This window comes from Mycobacterium sp. 2YAF39, assembly GCF_052114565.1.
GTDB lineage: Bacteria > Actinomycetota > Actinomycetes > Mycobacteriales > Mycobacteriaceae > Mycobacterium.
The window spans coordinates 195,224-215,754 of sequence record NZ_JBFREZ010000008.1; the positions used below are offsets into that span (position 1 = coordinate 195,224).

Below are 20,531 nucleotides of genomic sequence, written 5' to 3' on the forward strand. Positions count from 1 at the left end.
GATCTCCTAGTACGCGAACGACAGGGGAGCGACGTCCTCGTCGTCCGGTGACGGCGGGGGTACGGGTTCGGAATCGTGTTCCAGCGGACCCTCGATCACATACCGCCGCAACAACCAGAACCAGATCACGCCCAGCGCGCCGTACAGCAGCGTGAAGACGGACAGCGACAACATCACCATGCCCGCGGCATGGCCGGATACACCCTCCTGCACGGTCATTCGCACCAGCTGATCACCGGTGGGGTTCGGCACCACCACCCAGGGCTGTCTGCCCATTTCGGTGAAGATCCAGCCTGCGGAGTTCGCCAGAAACGGCGTGGGAAGCGTGATCAATGCGGCTAAGCCGAACCAGCGGTGGCGCGGAATCCGGCCGCGGCGCGTCAGCCACAAGGCCGCGAGCGCGAAGACGACAGGTACGAGCAGCAGGCCGATCATGGCCCGGAACGCCCAGTAGGTCACGAAGAGGTTGGGGCGGTAGTCGCCGGGACCGAACTTCTGCTCGTAGGACTGCTGCAGATCGTTGACGCCCTGCAGGGTCACGCCGCTGAACTTGGATTCGGCCAGGAAGGGCAGCACGTAGGGCACCTCGATCAGGTGCTCGACGCTGGCGCAGTTGTTGTGGGTGCCGACCGTGAGGATCGAGAAGTCAGGATCGGTCGCGGTGTCGCACAACGACTCTGCCGATGCCATCTTCATCGGTTGCTGGACGAACATCAGCTTGCCCTGGAAGTCGCCGGTGAAGAACAAACAGCCGGCGGCCACGAGGGCGACAAGGCTGCCGGCGATCGTGGCAGGCCGATACATAGTGCGTGCCTCGTCGGTCTCGTCCGCACGCCTCTGGGACCGGACCATCAGCCAGGCGCTCACCGCTGCGACGAAAACACCTGCGGTGAGGAATGATCCGGCCACGGCGTGCAGGAACGCCCACACCGCGGTGTTGTTGGTCAACAGCGCGCCGAAGTCGACCAGTTCCGCGCGCCCGGTGTCCGGGTTGAACTTGGCGCCGACCGGATGCTGCATGAACGAGTTGGCGGCGATGATGAAGTAGGCCGACGCGTTGACCGCGAACGCGACTATCCAGATGCATGCGAGATGGACGAGACGCGGCAGGCGGGTCCAGCCGAAGATCCACAGCCCGAGGAACGTCGATTCGAAGAAGAACGCGATAAGGCCTTCGAACGCCAGCGGTGCCCCGAAGATGTCGCCGACGAATCGTGAGTACTCGCTCCAGTTCATGCCGAACTGAAATTCCTGCACGATGCCGGTGGCGACTCCGAGCGCGAAATTGATCAGGAACAGCTTGCCGAAGAATCGGGTCAGCCGATACCACGCCGCATTGCCCGTGACGATCCACGCCGTCTGCATGGCCGCGATGAGCGGAGCCAGCCCGATGGTGAGGGGGACGAGGATGAAGTGGTAGACGGTGGTCGTCCCGAACTGCCACCTCGACACGTCGAGTGCGTCCATGTGAACCTCTCCCGTGGCTGTGTCACCAGCCTACGACAGAGCGTAGTAGAACGCAGTGTGCGTTAGCTCACCGGTTCCTCTGTCGCAGGAGCCGGCGCGGGGCCGGCGAGGCCTTTCGAGGCTTTGCGAATGCCGAACGACGACACGACCTCGAACACCCCGATGACGATCAGCCAGATTCCGACGACCCTGGTCAGGGTTTCCAGGGACTCCAGCGGCCACGCCAGCATGAAAATGCCGGCCAACAGGCTGAGCAGACCGATGAAGATCTCCCATGCCCGGCCGGGAAGCGTGGGGTCGCTGACGGCGGAGACGGCCGTCGCGACACCACGGAAGATGAAGCCGATGCCGATCCAGATCGACAGCAGCAGAATCGATTCCTGCAGGCTGCGGAAGCACAGCAATGCCAGGATCAGTGCGGCGGCGCCGCTGATGAAAAGCAGCACCCTGCCGCCTGCGGACACGTGCAGGCTGAAGGCGAAGACCACCTGCGTGATGCCCGTGACCAGAAGGTAGGCGCCGAAGAAGATCGCCGTGACGATGATCGTGACGGTCGGCCATGTCCACGCCAGAACGCCGAGGATGACGGCCAGAACCCCGGACAGCAAGGTGGACATCCATAGATGTTTCAAGAGGCTCGGAGGAGCGGGACTTTCCATGCGCGCAGTTTCGCATAAAGGATAAAACCGAGCCCGCCTATTGCCTCATCCGTGTGCAAACTGTGTCATTCGCAAGGCCGTAATCAATCGGCCGTTTCGTTCCCGCTGCCGCTGCGGTGGCTCTCTACTACTGTTCCGTTACCGGCGCTTCGCGCTGGATCCACGAGCAGAAAGTAGAGGGTAACCGTGCTACGTGAGTGTCAAGACCGACGAAGGAAACTCTGGCGATTCGCGGCAGTGTTTGCTGCGACTGGCGCGCTGCTCCTGTCGGGGTGCGCGAGCGGTACCAACTCGAGCGAAGAGAAGACCGGTAACACGACAGCCGCGGCCGACAAGGTCGAAGAGATCGCAAACACCGTGCCGGAGGCCATCAAAGAATCCGGGAAGCTGATCGTCGGCGTCAACATTCCCTACGCGCCGAACGAATTCAAGGATCCCAACGGCAAGATCGTCGGCTTCGACGTGGACCTCATGAACGCGATCGCCGGCACTCTCGGCCTGACCGCGGAATACCGCGAGTCGGACTTCGCCAAGATCATCCCGTCGATTCAAGGCGGCACATACAACGTCGGTATGTCGTCGTTCACCGATACCAAGGAGCGCGAAGAGTCGGTCGATTTCGTGACCTACTTCAGCGCGGGTATCCAGTGGGCCCAGCGACCCGCGTCGCCGATAGATCCAAACAACGCGTGCGGCAAGAAGGTTGCGGTGCAGGCCACCACGACCGAGGAGACCGAGGAGCTTCCTGCCAAGAGCAAGGCATGCGTCGACGCAGGCAAGCCGGCGATCGAGATCGTGTCGTTCGACGGACAGGATGCGGCGACCAATGCCGTGGTGCTCGGTCAGGCGGACGCGATGTCCGCCGATTCGCCGGTGACCGCGTACGCCATCAAGCAGAGCAACGGAAAGCTCGAAGCCGCCGGGGAGATCTTCGACTCGGCGCCGTACGGCTGGCCGGTCCAGAAGGGTTCGGCGCTGGCGCAGTCTCTGCAGAAGGCGCTCGAGCACCTGATCGAATCGGGTAAGTACGAAGAGATCGCCAAGAATTGGGGCGTCGAGAGCGGGATGATCGACAAGCCAGTTGTCAACGGTGCCGTCGGTTAGCTAGAGGGCGTCCCGAAATGACTGATGTCGACACGTCGCCGCCCACCGCCCCGGCCACTATCCATGCCGTGCCGCTACGTCATCCGTGGCGGTGGGTGGCGGCGGTCGTCATCATCATTCTCGTCGGGCTGTTCCTCTACGGCGCGGCCACGAATCCGGCGTATCGCTGGACCGTCTTCCGGCAGTACCTGTTCAACGAGCGGGTGCTGACAGTCGGCTTGCTCAATACACTTCAGTTGACCGTCTACTCGATGGTGCTGGCGATCGTGCTGGGTGTGATCCTCGCGGTGATGCGGCTCTCCGCGAACCCCATCTTCAAAGCGGTGTCGTGGGTGTATCTGTGGATCTTCCGCGGCACGCCGATCTACGTGCAGCTTGTCTTCTGGGGCCTGATCCCGACGATCTACCAGAACGTTCGGCTCGGGGTGCCGTTCGGGCCGTCGTTGTTCGAGTTCAACATCCAGGCCCTGTCCATCCCGTTCCTGTTGGCGATCCTCGGTCTGGCCCTCAACGAGGCCGCGTACATGGCCGAGATCATCCGTGCCGGAATCAGTTCCGTGCCGGAGGGACAGCTCGAAGCATCGACCGCACTGGGCATGTCGTGGGGAATGGCGATGTGGCGCACGGTCTTACCTCAGGCCATGCGGGTGATCATCCCGCCGACCGGCAATGAGGTCATCAGCATGCTGAAGACCACATCGCTGGTCACCGCGGTGCCCTTCACGCTCGACTTGTACGGCATCACCTCCCGCGAGATCGCCGCACGCGAGTTCGAGCCGGTGCCGCTCCTGCTCGTGGCGGCGTTCTGGTACCTGGTGGTGACCAGCATCCTGATGGTCGGGCAGTACTACCTGGAGAGGCACTTCGCGCGCGGCGCGTCGCGGAAGTTGACGACCAAGCAGCTCGAGGCGTTGGCCAAGGCGCAGATTCAGAAACCGGGGATGTGACCTGATGACACCGATGGTCAAGGCAGAACAGGTCTGCAAGAGCTTCGGCGCCCTGGACGTCCTGAAGGGCATCACCCTGGAAATCGGCAAGGGCGAGGTGCTGGTGATGGTCGGCCCGTCCGGCTCGGGAAAGTCAACCTTCTTGCGCTGCATCAATCATCTGGAACAGGTCAATGCCGGCCGGCTCTATGTCGACGGCGAGTTGATCGGGTACCGCGACAAGGGCTCAAAGCTGTACGAAATGTCCCCCCGGGACGCCGCAAAGCAGCGCCGCGACATCGGGATGGTGTTCCAGCACTTCAATCTGTTCCCCCACCGCACGGCACTGGAGAACGTCATCGAGGCCCCGATCCACGTCAAAGGCCTCAAGAAGAGCGACGCGGTGGCGCGGGGCAGAGATCTCCTGCACCAGGTAGGGCTGTCGGAGAAGGCCGAGGCCTACCCCGCTCAGCTCTCCGGCGGACAGCAGCAGCGGGTCGCGATTGCGCGCGCCCTGGCGATGAGCCCCAAGCTGATGTTGTTCGACGAGCCTACCTCGGCCCTGGATCCGGAGCTGGTGGGTGAGGTCCTCGAGGTGATGAAAAAGCTTGCCGCCGAGGGGATGACCATGGTGGTGGTGACCCACGAAATGGGATTCGCCCGCGAGGTCGCCAACCACCTGGTGTTCATGGACGAGGGAGTGGTAGTGGAGAGCGGGCCTCCGCGGGAGGTGCTGAGCAGTCCGCAGCACGAACGGACGAAGGCGTTTCTGTCAAAGGTGCTGTAGTGCGAGAACCCGATCCGGCCACGCCGCTGTGGCGGGCGGCGCAGGTGTTCCGTCTGCTGAGTTGTATGTACGCACTGGGCTTTCAGATCGCGGTGAACACCGAACTCGACCGTCCGGCGATCGGCTGGGCGCTTTTCGCGGCGCTGCTCGGGTGGAGTGCGTTGTGTGCCTTCGCATATCTGAAGGGCTTCGGCAGGCGTGCGGCGTGGGTGGTCGCCGAAATCGCCGTCGTGGTCGCGTTGATCCTGTCCACCGAGTTCGTCGCCTCGGACCAGTGGGCACTGGACAACCAGTCGTGGCCGACGACGTTGTGGGCGACGAACGCCACCATCTCCGCGGCCATCCTGGCCGGTCCGATCGCCGGAATGCTCACGGGGGTGACGGTGATGATCGCCAGCACCGTCGTGAAGGGTTTCATCAACTACGACCTGGGCCGCAACGCGACGATCGTCATCGAACTCGCGGTCGGACTCGCGGTTGGCCTGGCCGCGCAGACCGCACGGCGCGCTCATGCCGAACTCGAGCAGGCGACGCGTCTGGCAGCGTCGCACCAGGAGCGCGAGAGGTTGTCGCGCCAGGTACACGACGGTGCCATTCAGGTGCTGGCACTGGTGTCTCGCCGCGGCCGCGAAATCGGCGGGGAAACAGCTGAATTGGCCGAGTTGGCGGGGGAGCAAGAGCGCGCGCTGAGGCGCCTCGTCAGCACGGCCGACACCGAGACACCGGCAGGCGTGTCGGCCGACGTCGGCGCACTGTTGCGCAAGCGAGCCTCGGACCTGGTCTCGGTGAGCGTGCCCGCGGATCCGGTGCTGCTGGACACGGGCCAGGCGACCGAACTGTACGCCGCAGCGGTGAATGCGCTCGACAATGTGGCCGCACACGCCGGCCCCGGCGCCCGCGCCTACGTCCTGCTCGAGGATCTGGGTGACTCGGTCACGGTGAGCATCCGTGACGACGGTCTCGGGATCGCGAACGGTCGGCTGGAGGAAGCGGTACGCGAGGGCCGCGTCGGCGTGGCTAAATCGATTGTCGGACGGATGGATTGGCTGGGTGGGAGTGCGAAGCTCAACACCGGGCCGGGATGTGGGACGGAATGGGAGCTGACAGTACCCCGACGGTGATGGTGGTCGACGATCATCCGATCTGGCGCGATGCGGTGGCCCGCGATCTCGCCGACGACGGATTCACCGTCGTCGCCACTGCAGACGGCGTGGCCACCGCTCGTCGCCGGGCCGCGGTGGTGCTTCCGGATGTCGTCGTGATGGACATGCGACTGTCCGACGGTGACGGCGCGCAGGCGACCGCGGAGGTGCTCGCCGTCTCGCCGTCCTCACGAGTCCTGGTGCTGTCGGCATCCGACGAACGCGAGGACGTATTGGAAGCGGTAAAGGCGGGCGCGACAGGCTATCTCGTGAAGAGTGCGTCGAAGCGGGAACTCGGCGATGCGGTACGGGCCACCGCGGAAGGTCGTGCCGTCTTCACTCCTGGGCTGGCGGGGCTGGTTCTGGGTGAATACCGACGCATCGCACAATCCGGAACGGCGGACACCGCTGGAACTCCGGTGCCGAGTCTCACCGAGCGGGAGACCGAGATACTGCGCCACGTCGCAAAGGGGCTGACGGCCAAGCAGATCGCCACCCGGCTGTCGTTGAGCCACCGGACCGTCGAAAACCACGTCCAGGCCACGTTCCGCAAGCTCCAGGTCGCAAATCGAGTGGAATTGGCCCGATATGCCATCGAACACGGCCTCGACGAGTAGTCCTACTCATCCGGAAACGGTGTTCCGGCTGCCACGATGTCACCCATGACCGAACCGCATCGCGCCATCATCGCCCGCGTGTCCGCCGACTTCTCGGCGATATCGCAATACATGGCGAGGGTATCGGCGGATCTGGCCGTGCTGGATCGCATTCTGGTGGAGCAGTCGCAGCCCGCCCAGGTGGCCCACCCGGTTCCGCAGCCGCAGCCATACCCGGTTCCCTATTGGCCCCAGTACCAGCCGCAGTACCAGCAGCCACAGGCCGCGCCACCGGTGCCGCAGCACGCTGTGCCGCCGGTGCCGTCCGTGCACAAGCCGCCGGGCGACCAGGGCTGGATCGGCAAGTTGCTGGCCGTCGCCGGCGTGGCGGTCACCTTGATCGGCGTCGTACTTCTGCTCGTGTTGGCCGCCCAGGCCGGCATCTTGCGCCCGGAGATACGAGTGGCCGGCGGAGTGGTTCTGGCGGTCGCTCTGGTGGCGGTGGCGATCTGGCTGTACAACCGTCCCGGTGGCCACGTCGGTGCCATCGCCCTGGCCGCGACGGGGATAGCCGCGGCCTATATCGACGTCATCGCGATCACGACCATCTATGACTGGGTGTCCGCGCCTGTCGGCCTCGTCGTCGCCGCTGTCATCGGTGGCGGTGGCCTGACCTTGGCCCGTCGCTGGGACTCCCAACATCTCGGCGTTCTGGTGCTGGTTCCGCTGATCGTGCTGGCACCGGTGGTCGCGGACGGCATCACGCTGCTCCTCGTCGCCTTCATGCTGGCGCTTGCCGCCGTATCCCTGCCGGTGCAATTGGGCAAGGACTGGATCTGGTTGCACTGCGCCCGTATCGCGGCCAGTACGTTTCCGCTGCTCATCGCCCTGCTCGCGCTGAGTTTCAACGGGGGGCGCGACGTGTGGCTGATCGCCGCATGCGCCATCGCAGCGGGCCTGGCGATCGTCGCTGCGCTGATCCTTCTGCGCTGGACCTCCAACCGTGTGCTGATGGCGCTGGTGACCGGCGCCGGTGTGCTGCCCGTGCTGTGCGTGGCGCTGGTCGCCGACCGCGTGGTAGCCGCGCTGATGGCGGCCGTGCTCGCCGCGATACTGCTGGCGATCGTGATCATCGGCGAGCGCTTGCCCGGCGTCGACAAGACGGTGCGGCAGATCTGGTCGGCGTTGGCCGCGATCTCCGCGACGATCGCCGTGCTGGCCGCATTCGACGGCGACGTCGCGGGGCCGGTCCTGTTGGCAATGGCGATCGTCGTGGCCGTCGCTGCACGTCGCGAGATGATCGCGCGATGGGTTGCGCTCGGCTTCGCTGTCGTCGGCGCCGCCTTCTACCTGAGCTACGCGCCTCCGAGTTCGCTGGTGTACGCCACCGAGACCACCACGACCGCAGCGGTTTCCACGCTGATAACCAGCCTGCTGTTGATAGCGTTCGCGCTGGTGATCGTGTGGACGTTGGACCACCAGGATTCGGCGATGTGGGCTGGCGCGGCGATCGTGGCCGTCTATGCCATCACCACCTTCACCGTCACCGCCGGCGTGATGATCGGCGGCGAGGAGCGCGGCTTCTTCGCCGGGCACATGGCTGCGACCATCTGCTGGATCGTGATGGCCGCCGCGCTGTTCATCTACGCAGCCCGCATACCGCGGGCCGACCGGTCCTTGCCGATCGGCGGCGGATTGGCCCTGGTGGGGGCCGCGATGGCCAAGCTGTTCCTCTTCGATCTCGGCACTTTGGACGGCATCTTCCGCGTCGCGGTTTTCATCGTCGTCGGTCTGATCCTGCTGGGCATGGGCGCCGGTTACGCGCGGCTGCTCGAGAAGCAGGACCAGCAACAAGACCAGCAAGTGTGAGCGTAGTCATAGGCTGAATTGGAGTCATTCCAGTTTTCAGCTCGTTGGTCAGTACATGGCTACCAATCGACGAAATGACGCAGACGTACACGGATTCCAGGCCTCCGCGGAGCTGAGCAAGAACCTCCAGCGGGTCCTGGTCGACGTGATCGAATTGCACCTGCAGGGCAAGCAGGCGCACTGGAACGTTGTCGGTACCAACTTCCGCGATCTGCACCTGCAGCTCGATGAGTTGGTCGACTTCGCGCGTGAGGCCAGCGACACCGTCGCCGAGCGGATGCGGGCGCTGGACGCCGTGCCGGACGGACGGTCGGACACCGTCGCAGAGGAGACCACGCTTCCGCAGTTCCCGGCCTACGAGCACGGCACCGACGAGGTCGTCGACCTGATCACCGCGCGCGTCTACGCGACCGTTGACACCCTTCGGTCTGTGCACGATGACGTGGATGCCGAGGATCCGAGCACCGCCGACATCTTGCACCAGCTCATCGACGGCCTCGAGAAGCTGGCCTGGCTGATCAAGTCGGAGAACCGCAAGGTCTGAGCGACCCAATCGGCTAGGACCGACTGGCGCCCGCGCCCTGTTCTACTGCGCGTCGAACGGCGTGCTCGTCGCGCCGCCCGACCAGGTACCAGGTCTGCATGACGCCCTTGCCCTTGACGTCCACCTGGCCACGCGGTTCCAGGACGAACGCGTGGTTCAGGCGCTCGTACATATCCTGGGGGACTTGAATTCGGCCCTCTTCATCCGTGGTCTCCATGCGCGATGCGACGTTCACGGCGTCACCCCACACGTCGTAGAAGAACTTTCGTGCGCCGACGACGCCTGCCACCACCGGACCCGCCGCCAGGCCGATCCGCAGCGGCACCGCGCGTCCCTTCGGGTCCTTGAGGTCGGCGACGGCATCGGCCATGTCCAGAGCCAGACAGGCCAGTGCCTCGACGTGGTCTGGCCGGGGTTCCGGCACTCCGCTGACCACCATGTATGAGTCGCCGCTCGTCTTGACCTTCTCCAGGCCGTGCTGGTCGACGAGCAAGTCCAGGTCGGTGTACAGCCGGTCCAGGAAACGCACGAGATCGCTCGGTGAGGTGTCACTCGCGCGCTTGGTGTAGCCCGCGATATCGGCGAAAAGGATCGAGGCGTCGTCGTACTTGTCCGCAATGATGTTGCGCGACGGGTCCTTCAGCCGCTCGGCGATCGTCGCCGGCAGGATGTTGCTCAGCAGCTGCTCGGATCTTTCGTACTCCGCCTCCATCGCTTCCCGTGCGCGACGAATCTCGCGCAGCGCGAACCAGATGGTCGCGATGACGAGGATCCACGCGGTGATAACTGTCAGGACGAACGAAGTTCTGAACGTCCACAGTGGTTGTTTACCCGTGTCATTGGGCACGGAGAATTCGAGCAGGATCACCGTGGCGGCGCCGATGGCGGAAAGCGTTGTGGCCAAGACGATATGGTCAGTGCCGAGAATCACCAGCATGATCGCTGCGGCCACCACGAAGTAGAACTGCAGCCCCGAACCCGTGCCGAAGTAGACGCACAGAACTGTGATGGTGAGGTAGGAGACCACGAAGAACACCAGGGGCGCGACGAGTTCGTGCATGCCGCACAGCCGCGGAATCATCACGTAAGCGGCCGCGCTGCCTAGGGTGACAACCGTGACCCACCACTCCTGACCTATGAACAATCCCTGGACGCCGAAGAACGCGACGATGGCGGCGCTGATCATGGCGGTCACGTTCAGCACGCGTCGGTGCCGGTCGGCTCTCTCGGAGTGATAAGGCGTGCGGCCGGACACGCGGCCGTCCGCGGCCACGTCTGGCACGCACCCAGGCCGGGCTCTCATCGCCACAGCACAAAGCGTAGCGCTGCCCGGCCGCCACCTGCAGTTTTTCGGTGCGAGGGCGGCGGTGCGGGAACGGTTCGCTATATGGACTCTTGTTTTTGCCTCTGGGATCGACTCCGACAGGGGGGTCGATGCAATTCGTTTGCCTCGGCCCTGCGAGTTGTCCGCCGCGAGCGCGGGTCTATCGCAGGGAGCGCGTGTCCCGGCGCCGGCGGAGGGTCCCGATCCGGTGCTCTCGCGTGACGCACGTTGTCTACTAAGGTCGCGCCGCTGGCCTAATCGGAATTCGCGCCCCGAATGGCATTCTTTTCGTTACACAGCGTGCCGAAATTAGGGCCTTTATCCACCTCCCGGATGCTAAAGGTTGCCAGTTCTACCGGTGTTCGCAGAGGTGGTGTCGCGGCAAGGGAAAATTGGGATTTCCTGCGGGGGATTTGCCAGCAGTTCTGGCGCTTCTGCAGGTGTTTTGTCACTGCTGACAAAATTTTCTGCGACTAGCCAAGATTTGCTCAAGTCGCACCTGGATGCGAAAAAGTCGGCGAGGCAAGCGGGGTGATTTTGGCACGCTATGCCATATCGGCGTCGCGCAAATATCTCCACGATCCTGTTTCGCAATTGGGTATGCCCGGTTCGTTCCAGTGCGTTAATTTGAATCCGTTGTCTCTGTCGATCCGCTCGAACCGAGATAGAACCAGGAGTGGCCGTGAGGTCTGTCCGGATACGCCGGCTGTGGCGAAATCCGATCGCGCCGGTGGTTGCCGCGGAGTCGACGGCCGACAAACCCGTACATGCCAGCAGTTTGCTCATGAGCGGGGTCGAGTGGAATGCGGTTCCGACTGACTGGGATGGTTCGGCCGTCAGCGGTGGCTCCGAGGGAGGCCGCAACGTGCCGGTCGTCCCAGGACCCTTCGTCGCCGCAACCTAGATCAGCGAGGGGTACTTGCTGCGGGCCACCGATTGGTGGCCCGTAGCAGGTTGCGCAATTTGTGCCCTCGGTGAGACTCGAACTCACACTGGACGGGTTTTGAATCCGTTTCCTCTGCCAATTGGGATACGAGGGCGTTCGCGTGTCGACAACGCAGCGGCCTCCAACCATAGAGGATGCCCCCGAGGTCGCTGATCGAGGCCGCTACCGCCACAATGTCTCCATGGCAGCTGCTCCTGGGTCACCGACCGCCGATGAGAAGCCACGCCGCGTTCTCATCGCCGAAGACGAAGCGCTCATCCGGATGGACCTGGCCGAGATGCTTCGCGAAGAAGGCTACGAAGTTGTCGGTGAGGCAGGCGACGGACAGGAGGCCGTCGACCTGGCCGAGAGTCTGAAGCCGGACCTCGTGATCATGGACGTGAAAATGCCTCGCCGCGACGGCATCGACGCGGCGTCGGAGATCGCGGGCAAACGGATCGCGCCGATCGTCATCCTGACCGCGTTCAGTCAGCGAGAACTCGTCGAGCGGGCACGCGATGCCGGAGCCATGGCGTATTTGGTCAAGCCGTTCAACATCAACGATCTGATTCCCGCGATCGAGGTGGCCGTGAGCCGCTTCAGTGAGATCGCTGCGCTTGAACAAGAAGTCGCCGAGTTGTCGGACCGGCTGGAGACGCGAAAGCTGGTCGAGCGCGCCAAGGGTTTGCTGCAAGCCAAGCAGGGGATGACGGAACCCGAGGCGTTCAAGTGGATTCAGCGCGCCGCCATGGACCGCCGAACCACCATGAAGCGCGTGGCCGAGGTCGTACTGGAGACGCTCGACACGCCCGGCGATGCGTCACCGCCGAACTAGAGATTCCCCCGGCCAACCGTTAATTGTGCGTTTCCGACGCCGCAGTTTGGCTGGATCGTCCACCAGATCCTCACGGTCGCTTCACCAACATCACGCACCACCGCCATGCGTTGGTTATGGTCGTCCCGAAGCACCGCCGCCCCCGCCGACCTGGGCAGGGCCGCCGATGCCGACGACAACATTGACCCGGAGGTGGAGCGTGCGCAGTCGCGTGGCACGGAAAGCATTTGCTATCGGTAGCGCGAGTTTGGTTGTACTCGGCGTAGCCGGCTGCCAACAACAATCCGAGCCGAGCGAGAACGGCGCGGCGGGGACTGACCTGAAGATCGTCGAACAGGTTCAGATCGACGAGAACGGTGCGGAGGTCAAGCCTCCCGAGGATGTGAAGCCCCTTGATCCGGCGGGCGATGGCAAGGCGCAATGCCCGCCGGTGTCCCTGGCGATGGCGGGCGCGCTGAACGGACCCGACGCCGCTCTCGGTATCAACATCAAGAACGGCATTCAGCTCGCTGTCGACCAGCACAACGCCGCCAACCCCGGCTGCCAGGTGCAGTTGAAGACGTTCGACACCGAGGGCGATCCGCAGAAGGCCACCCAGGTCGCACCGCAGATCATCAACGACGCCTTCACGATCGGCCTGATCGGCCCCGCGTTCTCCGGGGAGACGAACGCCACCGGCGACGTCTTCAACCAGGCGGGCCTTGTCGCCGCCACCGCGTCGGCCACCAATGTCACGCTCTCGGAGAAGGGATGGAAGACCTTCTTCCGCGGGCTGGCCAACGACGGCGTACAGGGACCATCGGTCGCCAACTACCTGAAGAACACGTTGGGCCACAAGAAGGTGTGCGTCGTCGACGACAGCACTGACTACGGTCTCGGTCTGGCCCAGGCGGTGCGCGAGACGCTCGGCCCGGTAGCCGATTCGGCGTGCAACATCTCGGTGAAGAAGGGCGACAAGGACTTCTCCGCTGCGGTGACGCAGGTGAAGGGTGCCAGCCCCGACTCGGTGTTCTTCGCCGGCTACTACGCCGAGGCGGCCCCGTTCGTACAGCAGCTCAAGGACGGCGGCTTCGAGGGCACCTTCGTCAGCGCCGACGGCACCAAGGATCCCGAGTTCGTCAAGCAGGCGGGCGAAGCGTCCAAGGGCGCGATCCTGGCCTGCCCCTGCGGCCCGGCCACCGGCACCTTCGCCGAGGAGTACAAGAAGGCGTTCAACCAGGAGCCCGGTACCTACAGTGTCGAGGGCTACGATCTGGGCGCGATCATGCTGAAGGGCATCGACTCAGGCAAGATCACCCGGCCGGACCTGCTGGAGTTCGTCCGCACCTACGACGGCCAGGGCATCGGCCGTAAGTACCAGTGGACCCCGGAGGGTGAGCTGACCACCACATTGATCTGGATCTACAAGGTCCAGTAGAGAGCTGATCGAGACGCGTCCGAGGCCTCAACGGCTCGGGCGCGTTCTCGTTAGCACATCGATTTTGCGAGGAGCCGCCGCCGGATGATCCACCAGTGCCTAGACCCTGGTGCCCAGTACGCCTGCATGGCCGCGAACATCCATTTCAACCTCGACGGCCTGCGAAACGGCTTCTGGCAGTTGACGATCGACGGCCTGTCCTGGGGCGCGATCTACGCACTGGTGGCGGTGGGCTACACGCTGGTCTTCGGTGTGCTGCGGCTGATCAACTTCGCGCATTCCGAGATCTTCATGCTCGGCATGTTCGGCGCGTACTTCTGCCTCGACATCATTCTGGGGTTCACCCCCAGCGGCAACGACTACGAGAAAGGCGCAGCGCTGACGGTGCTATACCTCGGCGTGGCAATGCTTTTCGCGATGCTCGTGTCGGGATCGGCGGCGATCGGGCTGGAATTCATCGCCTATCGGCCGCTACGACGACGCGGCGCACGTTCCTTGACGTTCCTCATCACCGCGATCGGTATGTCATTCGTGCTGCAGGAGTTCGTGCACTTCGTGCTGCCCAAGCTGCTCAAGGGTTACGGCGGTAGCAACGCCCAACAGCCGATCATCTTGATGCAGCCCAAGACCCAGTTCACGATCTTCGGTGCGACCGTCTCCAACGTGACCTTGGTGATCGTTGCCTCCGCACTGGTCTTCGCACTGCTGACCGACGTGGCGATCAACCGGACCAAGTTCGGCAGAGGCATTCGTGCCGTGGCCCAGGACCCCACCACGGCGACCCTGATGGGTGTCTCACGCGAGCGCATAATCATGTCCACATTCCTGCTCGGCGGCCTGCTCGCCGGGGCAGCCGCATTGCTGTACACGCTCAAGGTGCCCCAGGGCATCATCTACTCCGGCGGCTTCCTGCTCGGCATCAAGGCATTCTCCGCGGCGGTGCTCGGCGGTATCGGAAACCTGCGCGGCGCACTTCTGGGCGGCCTGTTACTCGGAATCATGGAGAACTACGGCCAGGCGGTCTTCGGAACGCAGTGGCGCGACGTGGTGGCGTTCGTGCTCCTCGTTCTGGTGCTGCTGATCCGACCGACCGGAATACTCGGTGAAAGCCTCGGGAAGGCGAGAGCATGAGCCCCAGCGAGAAGCCGAAGAGTCTGTCCGACAAGTTGATGGCGCCAGGCGACGGGCTGCGTCAGTGGTGGGATCGGTTGTCGCGCGTGCAGAAGTGGGGCTTCGGCGTCATCGGCTTCGGCTTGTTGGCGCTGCTGCCGCTGTTCCCGCCGCCGTTCCTGAACACCCCGAACATCAGCTTCGGCGGCACGATGGCGCAGTTCGCGATGGTGGCGATCATCGCCATCGGCCTCAACGTCGTGGTGGGGCAGACCGGGCTGCTCGACCTCGGATACGTCGGGTTCTACGCCGTCGGCGCCTATACCGTTGCGCTGCTTACCAGCCCGAACAGTCCGTGGAACCAGACCGGCCCCGACGGGTGGTTCCACGAAAGCTGGGCGTGGCTGGCGTGTGTGCCGCTCGCGATGGCCATCACGGCCCTGAGCGGACTGATTCTGGGCACGCCGACGCTGCGGCTGCGTGGCGACTACCTGGCCATCGTCACGCTCGGGTTCGGCGAGATCATCCGGCTGCTTGCCGACAACCTCGCCGACGTCACCAACGGCCCGCGTGGCCTCAATGAGGTCGCCTATCCACGGGTGGGGCAGAGCGAACGACTGCCCGAAGGCGTTTTCTCGAGCGGAAATTCGATGGGTGACTCCAACTACGGCACCTGGTGGTTCTGGCTGGGCATCGTGATGATCGTCATCATTCTTCTTTTCGTCGGCAACCTGGAGCGCAGCCGGGTCGGGCGGGCCTGGGTGGCCATCCGCGAAGACGAGGACGCCGCGGAAGTCATGGGCGTCAACACATTCAAGTTCAAACTGTGGGCGTTCGTGATCGGCGCGGCGATCGGCGGCCTGTCCGGAGCGCTGTACGCCGGCCAGGTGCAGTTCGTTGCGCCTCCGACGTTCAACATCATCAACTCGATGCTGTTCCTGTGCGCCGTCGTGCTCGGCGGGCAGGGCAACAAACTCGGTGTGGTCTTCGGCGCGTTCATCATCGTCTATCTGCCCAACCGTCTGCTGGGCGTGGAACTGCTCGGGATCAACCTCGGCGACCTCAAGTACCTGTTCTTCGGGATGGCGCTCGTGACGCTGATGATCTTCCGGCCCCAGGGCCTGTTCCCGGCGCGCCAGCAGCTGCTCGCATACGGCAAGGCCGCTCGCGAGTTCCTGCGCTCGCCGGCGAAGGAGTCCGCGAAATGAGCATTGAGGATCTGGCGGGCGTCCACCGCGAGATCGAGGTGGCCGAGGGCGAAACACTGCTGCAGACAAAGGATCTGACCGTCAAGTTCGGCGGCCTCACCGCGCTGGACTCGGTGACGTTCGAGATTCGTCGCGGCGAGATCCTAGGCATGATCGGTCCGAACGGTGCGGGCAAGACGACCTGCTTCAACGCCATCACCGGGGTGTACCGGCCCACGTCCGGCAGCGTGACGTTCGACGGCGCGCCGCTGGGGCGCATCAAACGCCACCAGATCACCCGGCGCGGCATCGCCCGCACGTTCCAGAACATCCGGCTGTGGGGCGAGATGACCGCGCTGGAGAACGTCATGGTCGGGACGGACGCACGGCACTTCACCTCGGTCCCGGGAGCGCTCGTCCGGACGCCACGTCATCGCCGTGAGGAGCGCTCCGCGGTCGAACGCTCCGCGGCACTGCTGCACTTCGTCGGGATCGCCGAGCGTGGCGAGGAGAAGGCCAAGAACCTGCCCTACGGCGATCAGCGCCGGTTGGAGATCGCCCGCGCGCTGGCCACCGAGCCGAAGCTGCTCTGCCTCGACGAACCTGCCGCCGGCTTCAACCCCCGCGAGAAGGCGGCGCTGATCGAGCTGATCCAGAAGATCCGCGACGACGGCTACACGGTGTTGTTGATCGAGCACGACATGAGACTCGTCATGGGCGTGACCGACCGCATCGTCGTGCTCGAGTTCGGTCGCAAGATCGCCGACGGACTGCCGGCCGAGATCCGCGAGGACCCCAAGGTCATCGCGGCATATTTGGGAGTTCCCGATGACGACACCGAATGACGACAAGCCTGACGACAGGCCGATACTGCTCGAGGTGCGCGACCTCGTCGTGCAATACGGGCGGATCCGTGCGCTGCACGGCATCTCGTTGCAGGTGCGTGAAGGCGAGTTGGTGACGCTGCTGGGTTCCAACGGTGCGGGCAAGACCACGACGATGCGGGCGATCTCGGGCCTGCTGCCGTTGACGTCGGGGTCGGTGTGGTTCGACGGGGGCGACATCTCCAAGGTGAAGGCCCACCACCGCGCCATTCGCGGCTTGGTGCAGGCGCCTGAAGGCCGCGGCGTGTTTCCTGGCATGACCGTGATCGAGAACCTCGAAATGGGATGCTACGGAAGGAAATTCGCCTCCAAGGCCGAGCACCGGGAAAGTTTGGACTGGATACTGGAGACGTTCCCCCGGCTGGCGGAACGACGCACTCAGGTCGGCGGCACGCTGTCGGGCGGCGAGCAGCAGATGCTGGCGATCGGCCGTGCGCTGATGGCCCGGCCAAAGGTCCTGCTCCTGGACGAGCCGTCCATGGGATTGGCGCCGATGGTGATATCGCAGATCTTCAAGATCATCGCCGAGATCAATGCCGGAGGCACCACGGTGCTGCTGGTGGAACAGAACGCGCAGCAGGCCCTGAGTCGATCGGACCGCGCGTACATCCTGGAGACCGGCGAAGTCACCCGCAGCGGTAATGCGCGGGAACTGTTGGCCGACGACAGCATTCGCGCCGCCTACCTCGGCGTCGCCTAGGGCGAGCCAGCACCGGGCACGTCGACGCGTGCCTGCATGACGCGGCCAGTCGAGTCGCCTGTGACGAGACCGGCGAACGTGGTGTCGTCGATCACCATGTACAGCGTGCGCCCGTCGGCACCGCCGAGGGCGGGCGCGATCGCCCACCCGCGATCGACCTCGATGCGATGGGTGATGTTGCCGCCCTGGGTAACTCGCAGGAATTCACCGGTGTCGAAGCAGCCGACCCACACCGCGCCTTCGACGTCGACGCACAGGCCGTCGGGGTGGCGATCCTTGCCGAGGTCGGCGAACACGCTCGGCGTTCCGAGGCCGCCGTCGGGTTCGGTCGGGAACGCCAGAATCCGCGATCCATTCGTCTCGCTGACGACGAGAGTAGAACCGTCGGGCAGGATTCCCATGCCGTTGGGCAGTGCCAGTCCGGTCGCCACGATGCGGACATCTCCGCTGGGGTCGACGAGACCGATCGCGCCCGCCTTCGCCGACGCCACAGCCCGGTAGATGTCGACGTATCCGCGGCCGTCGGGGCCGATCACGAGGTCATTCGTCGAGGCGGCGATCTCGCCGAGGTCGAAGGCGGCCACGACGTTCCCCTGCTTGTCGACGTGGCGGATCTTGGCCTCGAACAGGGATGACACCACAAGCGTTCCGTCGGGAAGCCAGCCGAGCCCGGAGGCTTTCTCGACCTCGGCCTCCACGGCGAGGTCGCCCGCTTCGCCGACGGAGTAGACCTTGCCCGCGGGTCCGTCGCTGAACCACAACCGGCCGTCGTGCCACCGTGGCCCTTCGCCGTAGACGATGCCGTCGACGAAGGGAAGCGCCTCGACGGATTCGATCGTGCTGGACACCGACCGAATCTATCGCGCGACGACCACCGACGAGCCGTGTCCGAACAATCCCTGATTCGCGGTGACCCCGACCTTGGCGCCCTCGACCTGGCGGCCGGTGGCCTGCCCCTTGAGCTGCCAGGTGAGTTCGCAGACCTGCGCGATCGCCTGTGCCGGAATGGCTTCGCCGAAGCAGGCAAGGCCGCCCGACGCGTTGACCGGAATCTTGCCACCGATGGTCGTTGCACCGCTGCGCAGCAGCTTCTCGGCCTCACCCCTGGCGCACAGGCCAAGGTGCTCGTACCAGTCGAGCTCCAGCGCGGTGGACAGGTCGTAGACCTCCGCGAGGCTGAGGTCCTCGGGACCGATTCCGGCCTCGGCGTAGGCCGCATCGAGGATCTGATCCTTGAACACCCGACTGGGCGCCGGCACTGCAGCGGTGGAATCCGTTGCGATATCGGGCAATTCGGGAAGATGCTGAGGATACTGCGGCGTCTGGAGGCTCACGGCACGCACGGACGGCACGCCTTCGAGCGATCCGAGATGCTTCTCGGCGAACGATTTGCTCGCCACGATCAGCGCGGCCGCACCGTCGGAGGTGGCGCAGATGTCCAGCAGACGAAGAGGATCGGAGACCACGGGGCTGGCCAGTACGTCGGAGACCGAGCTCTCCTTGCGGTACCGGGCGTTCGGATTGTTCAGCCCGTGCTTGGCGTTCTTCACCTTGACCTGTGCGAAATCCTCGAGCGTAGCGCCGTAGAGGTCCATGCGCCTGCGCGCCAGCAGCGCGAAGTACACGGTGTTCGTCGCACCGATGAGATGGAAGCGCTGCCAGTCCGGGTCGTTCTTACGCTCACCGCCGACCGGGGCGAAGAAGCCCTTCGGCGTGGTGTCCGCCCCGATGACCAGCGCGACGTCGCAGAATCCCGCAAGGATCTGCGCACGCGCGCTCTGCAGCGCCTGCGAACCGCTGGCGCACGCCGCGTAGCTCGAGGTGACGGGAACGCCGTTCCAGCCCAGCTTCTGCGCGAACGTCGCCCCGGCGACGAACCCCGGGTATCCGTTGCGGATGGTGTCGGCACCGGCGACCAGCTGGATCTGGCGCCAGTCCAGGCCAGCCTCGGCGAGTGCGGCACGCGCGGCGACGACGCCGTACTCGGTGAAGTCGCGACCCCATTTGCCCCACGGGTGCATACCCGCACCCAGGATGTACACCGGTTCTGGGCTGGATGTCGCCGCCGGGGCGGCTCCGGGACTCATGACGCGATCCTCCAGGCATGTACGACGCGCTCGACGCCGTCGTCGTCGACGAAGAGCGGCATGGTGGTCAATTCCATCTCGATACCGACCTTCAGGTCGGCTGCCAACGTGCCCTCGACGACCTTGCCCAGCACGATCAGACCTTCGTCGGCCAGCTGCACCGCGGCAACGGCGAACGGCTCGAACGGGTCGGGCGACGGATAGGGCGGTGGTGGGGCATAACGGTTTTCGGTGTAGCTCCACAGCGTCCCCCGACGCGACAACGGCACCTGGGCCAACTCGTCGCCCTCACAGGCGGGGTTGGGGCAGTTGTTCGTGCGCGGCGGGAAGACGAACGTCCCGCATGAATGGCACTTGCTGCCGATCAGATATGCGGCGCCCGATTCGTCGGTGGCGAACCACCCGTCGACGGCGGGCTGAGTAGATGCTGACACGCGGTCAGCGTACCGAGTCCGGTCGCAGAACTGAAACGTGTTCCAGTTTCGACGGGAGATCTGCGAATTGGGATCGGTAGCCACGGCCACGGTCTGTACTGAGTGCACTGGCGATGCCAACGTGGCGGCGCCCGAGAGATTGGAGCCATTCAGATGGGATTCTTCGACAAGGCAAAGCAAGCGGCGCAGCAGGCCAGCCAGGCATTTGCTCCGCCGCAGAATGACGGGCAGGTGCACGTCAAGGGCGCCGGCCTGATCGACCCGGCCATTCTGGGTGGCCCTTCGACGCGGTCGGTGTCGAATGACGATCCGATCTGGCAGCCCATCAACGGCATCTCGCTGCAGGATTACGCCGACCTGGCCCGTGACGCGCAGGCCCGCGGCATCAACAACGAGGCGGGCATGATCACCCTTGCGCAGGAGCGCGGATGGGATCCGGCCGACACCAAGGCCGCGCTCGACGGCTGGGTGCAGCGGATGGGCCAGTCCATGGCCGTCGGCCAGCAGTTCCGCAAGTTCCTCGGCTACTGATCG

At 64.6% G+C, this 20,531-nt stretch carries 21 protein-coding genes and 1 tRNA gene; 15 read left to right on the plus strand and 7 right to left on the minus strand.

Annotated features, from left to right (window positions below; all coding sequences use genetic code 11):
* Window positions 1-6: 6 nt before the first annotated feature.
* Both AB4Z42_RS22500 and AB4Z42_RS22505 read right to left on the minus strand, forming a co-directional pair.
* On the minus strand, window positions 7-1,467 hold the full coding sequence (locus AB4Z42_RS22500) for a cytochrome ubiquinol oxidase subunit I (RefSeq protein ID WP_442011434.1): 1,461 nt from the start codon (window positions 1,465-1,467) through the stop codon (window positions 7-9).
* A gap of 62 nt (window positions 1,468-1,529) precedes the next feature.
* Window positions 1,530-2,126, minus strand: a complete 597-nt coding sequence (locus tag AB4Z42_RS22505) for an HdeD family acid-resistance protein (protein ID WP_442011435.1) — start codon at window positions 2,124-2,126, stop codon at window positions 1,530-1,532.
* A 186-nt stretch (window positions 2,127-2,312) separates the two neighbouring features.
* On the opposite strand from AB4Z42_RS22505, the gene AB4Z42_RS22510 reads away from it, so the two are divergent.
* From AB4Z42_RS22510 to AB4Z42_RS22540, 7 genes are read left to right on the plus strand one after another with little or no spacing between them, the layout of a single operon-like run.
* Window positions 2,313-3,230 carry an ABC transporter substrate-binding protein gene (locus AB4Z42_RS22510; RefSeq protein ID WP_442011436.1) on the plus strand — a complete coding sequence of 306 codons (918 nt, stop codon included), beginning with the start codon at window positions 2,313-2,315 and terminating at the stop codon, window positions 3,228-3,230.
* Between the two features lie 17 nt (window positions 3,231-3,247).
* On the plus strand, window positions 3,248-4,177 hold the full coding sequence (locus AB4Z42_RS22515; protein WP_442011437.1) for an amino acid ABC transporter permease: 930 nt from the start codon (window positions 3,248-3,250) through the stop codon (window positions 4,175-4,177).
* 4 nt (window positions 4,178-4,181) lie between these two features.
* Entirely contained in the window at window positions 4,182-4,943 is a 762-nt protein-coding gene (locus tag AB4Z42_RS22520) for an amino acid ABC transporter ATP-binding protein (protein ID WP_442011438.1), read from the plus strand.
* Complete coding sequence (macS, locus tag AB4Z42_RS22525) at window positions 4,943-6,064, plus strand: MacS family sensor histidine kinase (RefSeq protein ID WP_442011439.1); 1,122 nt, start codon at window positions 4,943-4,945, stop codon at window positions 6,062-6,064. The genes AB4Z42_RS22520 and macS overlap by 1 nt, the downstream gene beginning before the upstream one ends.
* Window positions 6,037-6,702, plus strand: coding sequence for a response regulator (locus tag AB4Z42_RS22530; RefSeq protein ID WP_442011440.1), 666 nt, complete (start codon window positions 6,037-6,039; stop codon window positions 6,700-6,702). The genes macS and AB4Z42_RS22530 overlap by 28 nt, the downstream gene beginning before the upstream one ends.
* A gap of 45 nt (window positions 6,703-6,747) precedes the next feature.
* Window positions 6,748-8,550 (plus strand): DUF2339 domain-containing protein, encoded by a 1,803-nt coding sequence (locus AB4Z42_RS22535; RefSeq protein WP_442011441.1) that lies wholly within the window; start codon window positions 6,748-6,750, stop codon window positions 8,548-8,550.
* A gap of 55 nt (window positions 8,551-8,605) precedes the next feature.
* Window positions 8,606-9,094 (plus strand): Dps family protein, encoded by a 489-nt coding sequence (locus tag AB4Z42_RS22540; RefSeq protein WP_442011442.1) that lies wholly within the window; start codon window positions 8,606-8,608, stop codon window positions 9,092-9,094.
* Between the two features lie 13 nt (window positions 9,095-9,107).
* On the opposite strand, the gene AB4Z42_RS22545 is transcribed toward AB4Z42_RS22540, so the two are convergent.
* Window positions 9,108-10,397: an adenylate/guanylate cyclase domain-containing protein gene (locus AB4Z42_RS22545; RefSeq protein WP_442011532.1), complete on the minus strand. Its 1,290-nt coding sequence runs from the start codon at window positions 10,395-10,397 to the stop codon at window positions 9,108-9,110.
* 703 nt (window positions 10,398-11,100) lie between these two features.
* On the opposite strand from AB4Z42_RS22545, the gene AB4Z42_RS22550 reads away from it, so the two are divergent.
* On the plus strand, window positions 11,101-11,322 hold the full coding sequence (locus AB4Z42_RS22550) for a hypothetical protein (RefSeq protein WP_442011443.1): 222 nt from the start codon (window positions 11,101-11,103) through the stop codon (window positions 11,320-11,322).
* 62 nt (window positions 11,323-11,384) lie between these two features.
* Here AB4Z42_RS22550 and AB4Z42_RS22555 read toward each other — a convergent pair.
* Window positions 11,385-11,458 (minus strand) — tRNA-Leu (locus tag AB4Z42_RS22555).
* Between the two features lie 87 nt (window positions 11,459-11,545).
* Between AB4Z42_RS22555 and AB4Z42_RS22560 the strand changes: the two genes are divergently transcribed.
* The 6 genes from AB4Z42_RS22560 (at window position 11,546) to AB4Z42_RS22585 (ending at window position 17,476) form a co-directional block, all read left to right on the plus strand.
* Complete coding sequence (locus AB4Z42_RS22560; RefSeq protein WP_442011444.1) at window positions 11,546-12,178, plus strand: ANTAR domain-containing response regulator; 633 nt, start codon at window positions 11,546-11,548, stop codon at window positions 12,176-12,178.
* 199 nt (window positions 12,179-12,377) lie between these two features.
* Window positions 12,378-13,595: a branched-chain amino acid ABC transporter substrate-binding protein gene (locus tag AB4Z42_RS22565; RefSeq protein ID WP_442011445.1), complete on the plus strand. Its 1,218-nt coding sequence runs from the start codon at window positions 12,378-12,380 to the stop codon at window positions 13,593-13,595.
* Between the two features lie 84 nt (window positions 13,596-13,679).
* Entirely contained in the window at window positions 13,680-14,726 is a 1,047-nt protein-coding gene (locus AB4Z42_RS22570) for a branched-chain amino acid ABC transporter permease (protein WP_442011446.1), read from the plus strand.
* Window positions 14,723-15,913 (plus strand): branched-chain amino acid ABC transporter permease, encoded by a 1,191-nt coding sequence (locus AB4Z42_RS22575; RefSeq protein WP_442011447.1) that lies wholly within the window; start codon window positions 14,723-14,725, stop codon window positions 15,911-15,913. The genes AB4Z42_RS22570 and AB4Z42_RS22575 overlap by 4 nt, the downstream gene beginning before the upstream one ends.
* The gene (locus AB4Z42_RS22580) at window positions 15,910-16,737 is read left to right on the plus strand and encodes an ABC transporter ATP-binding protein (protein ID WP_442011448.1); all 828 of its coding nucleotides are present in this window, start codon (window positions 15,910-15,912) and stop codon (window positions 16,735-16,737) included. Before AB4Z42_RS22575 ends, AB4Z42_RS22580 begins: the two co-directional genes overlap by 4 nt.
* Window positions 16,721-17,476, plus strand: coding sequence for an ABC transporter ATP-binding protein (locus AB4Z42_RS22585; protein ID WP_442011449.1), 756 nt, complete (start codon window positions 16,721-16,723; stop codon window positions 17,474-17,476). Before AB4Z42_RS22580 ends, AB4Z42_RS22585 begins: the two co-directional genes overlap by 17 nt.
* Here AB4Z42_RS22585 and AB4Z42_RS22590 read toward each other — a convergent pair.
* Genes AB4Z42_RS22590 through AB4Z42_RS22600 form a run of 3 tightly spaced genes read right to left on the minus strand, consistent with a single transcriptional unit; the run spans window position 17,473 to window position 19,997 of the window.
* Entirely contained in the window at window positions 17,473-18,324 is an 852-nt protein-coding gene (locus AB4Z42_RS22590; RefSeq protein ID WP_442011450.1) for an SMP-30/gluconolactonase/LRE family protein, read from the minus strand. The genes AB4Z42_RS22585 and AB4Z42_RS22590 overlap by 4 nt on opposite strands.
* 9 nt (window positions 18,325-18,333) lie before the next feature.
* Window positions 18,334-19,563, minus strand: a complete 1,230-nt coding sequence (locus AB4Z42_RS22595) for a lipid-transfer protein (RefSeq protein ID WP_442011451.1) — start codon at window positions 19,561-19,563, stop codon at window positions 18,334-18,336.
* Complete coding sequence (locus AB4Z42_RS22600) at window positions 19,560-19,997, minus strand: Zn-ribbon domain-containing OB-fold protein (protein WP_442011452.1); 438 nt, start codon at window positions 19,995-19,997, stop codon at window positions 19,560-19,562. The genes AB4Z42_RS22595 and AB4Z42_RS22600 overlap by 4 nt, the downstream gene beginning before the upstream one ends.
* Before the next feature lie 153 nt (window positions 19,998-20,150).
* Here AB4Z42_RS22600 and AB4Z42_RS22605 point away from each other — a divergent pair, with 153 nt between their 5' ends.
* Window positions 20,151-20,528, plus strand: coding sequence for a hypothetical protein (locus AB4Z42_RS22605; protein ID WP_442011453.1), 378 nt, complete (start codon window positions 20,151-20,153; stop codon window positions 20,526-20,528).
* Window positions 20,529-20,531: the final 3 nt, after the last annotated feature.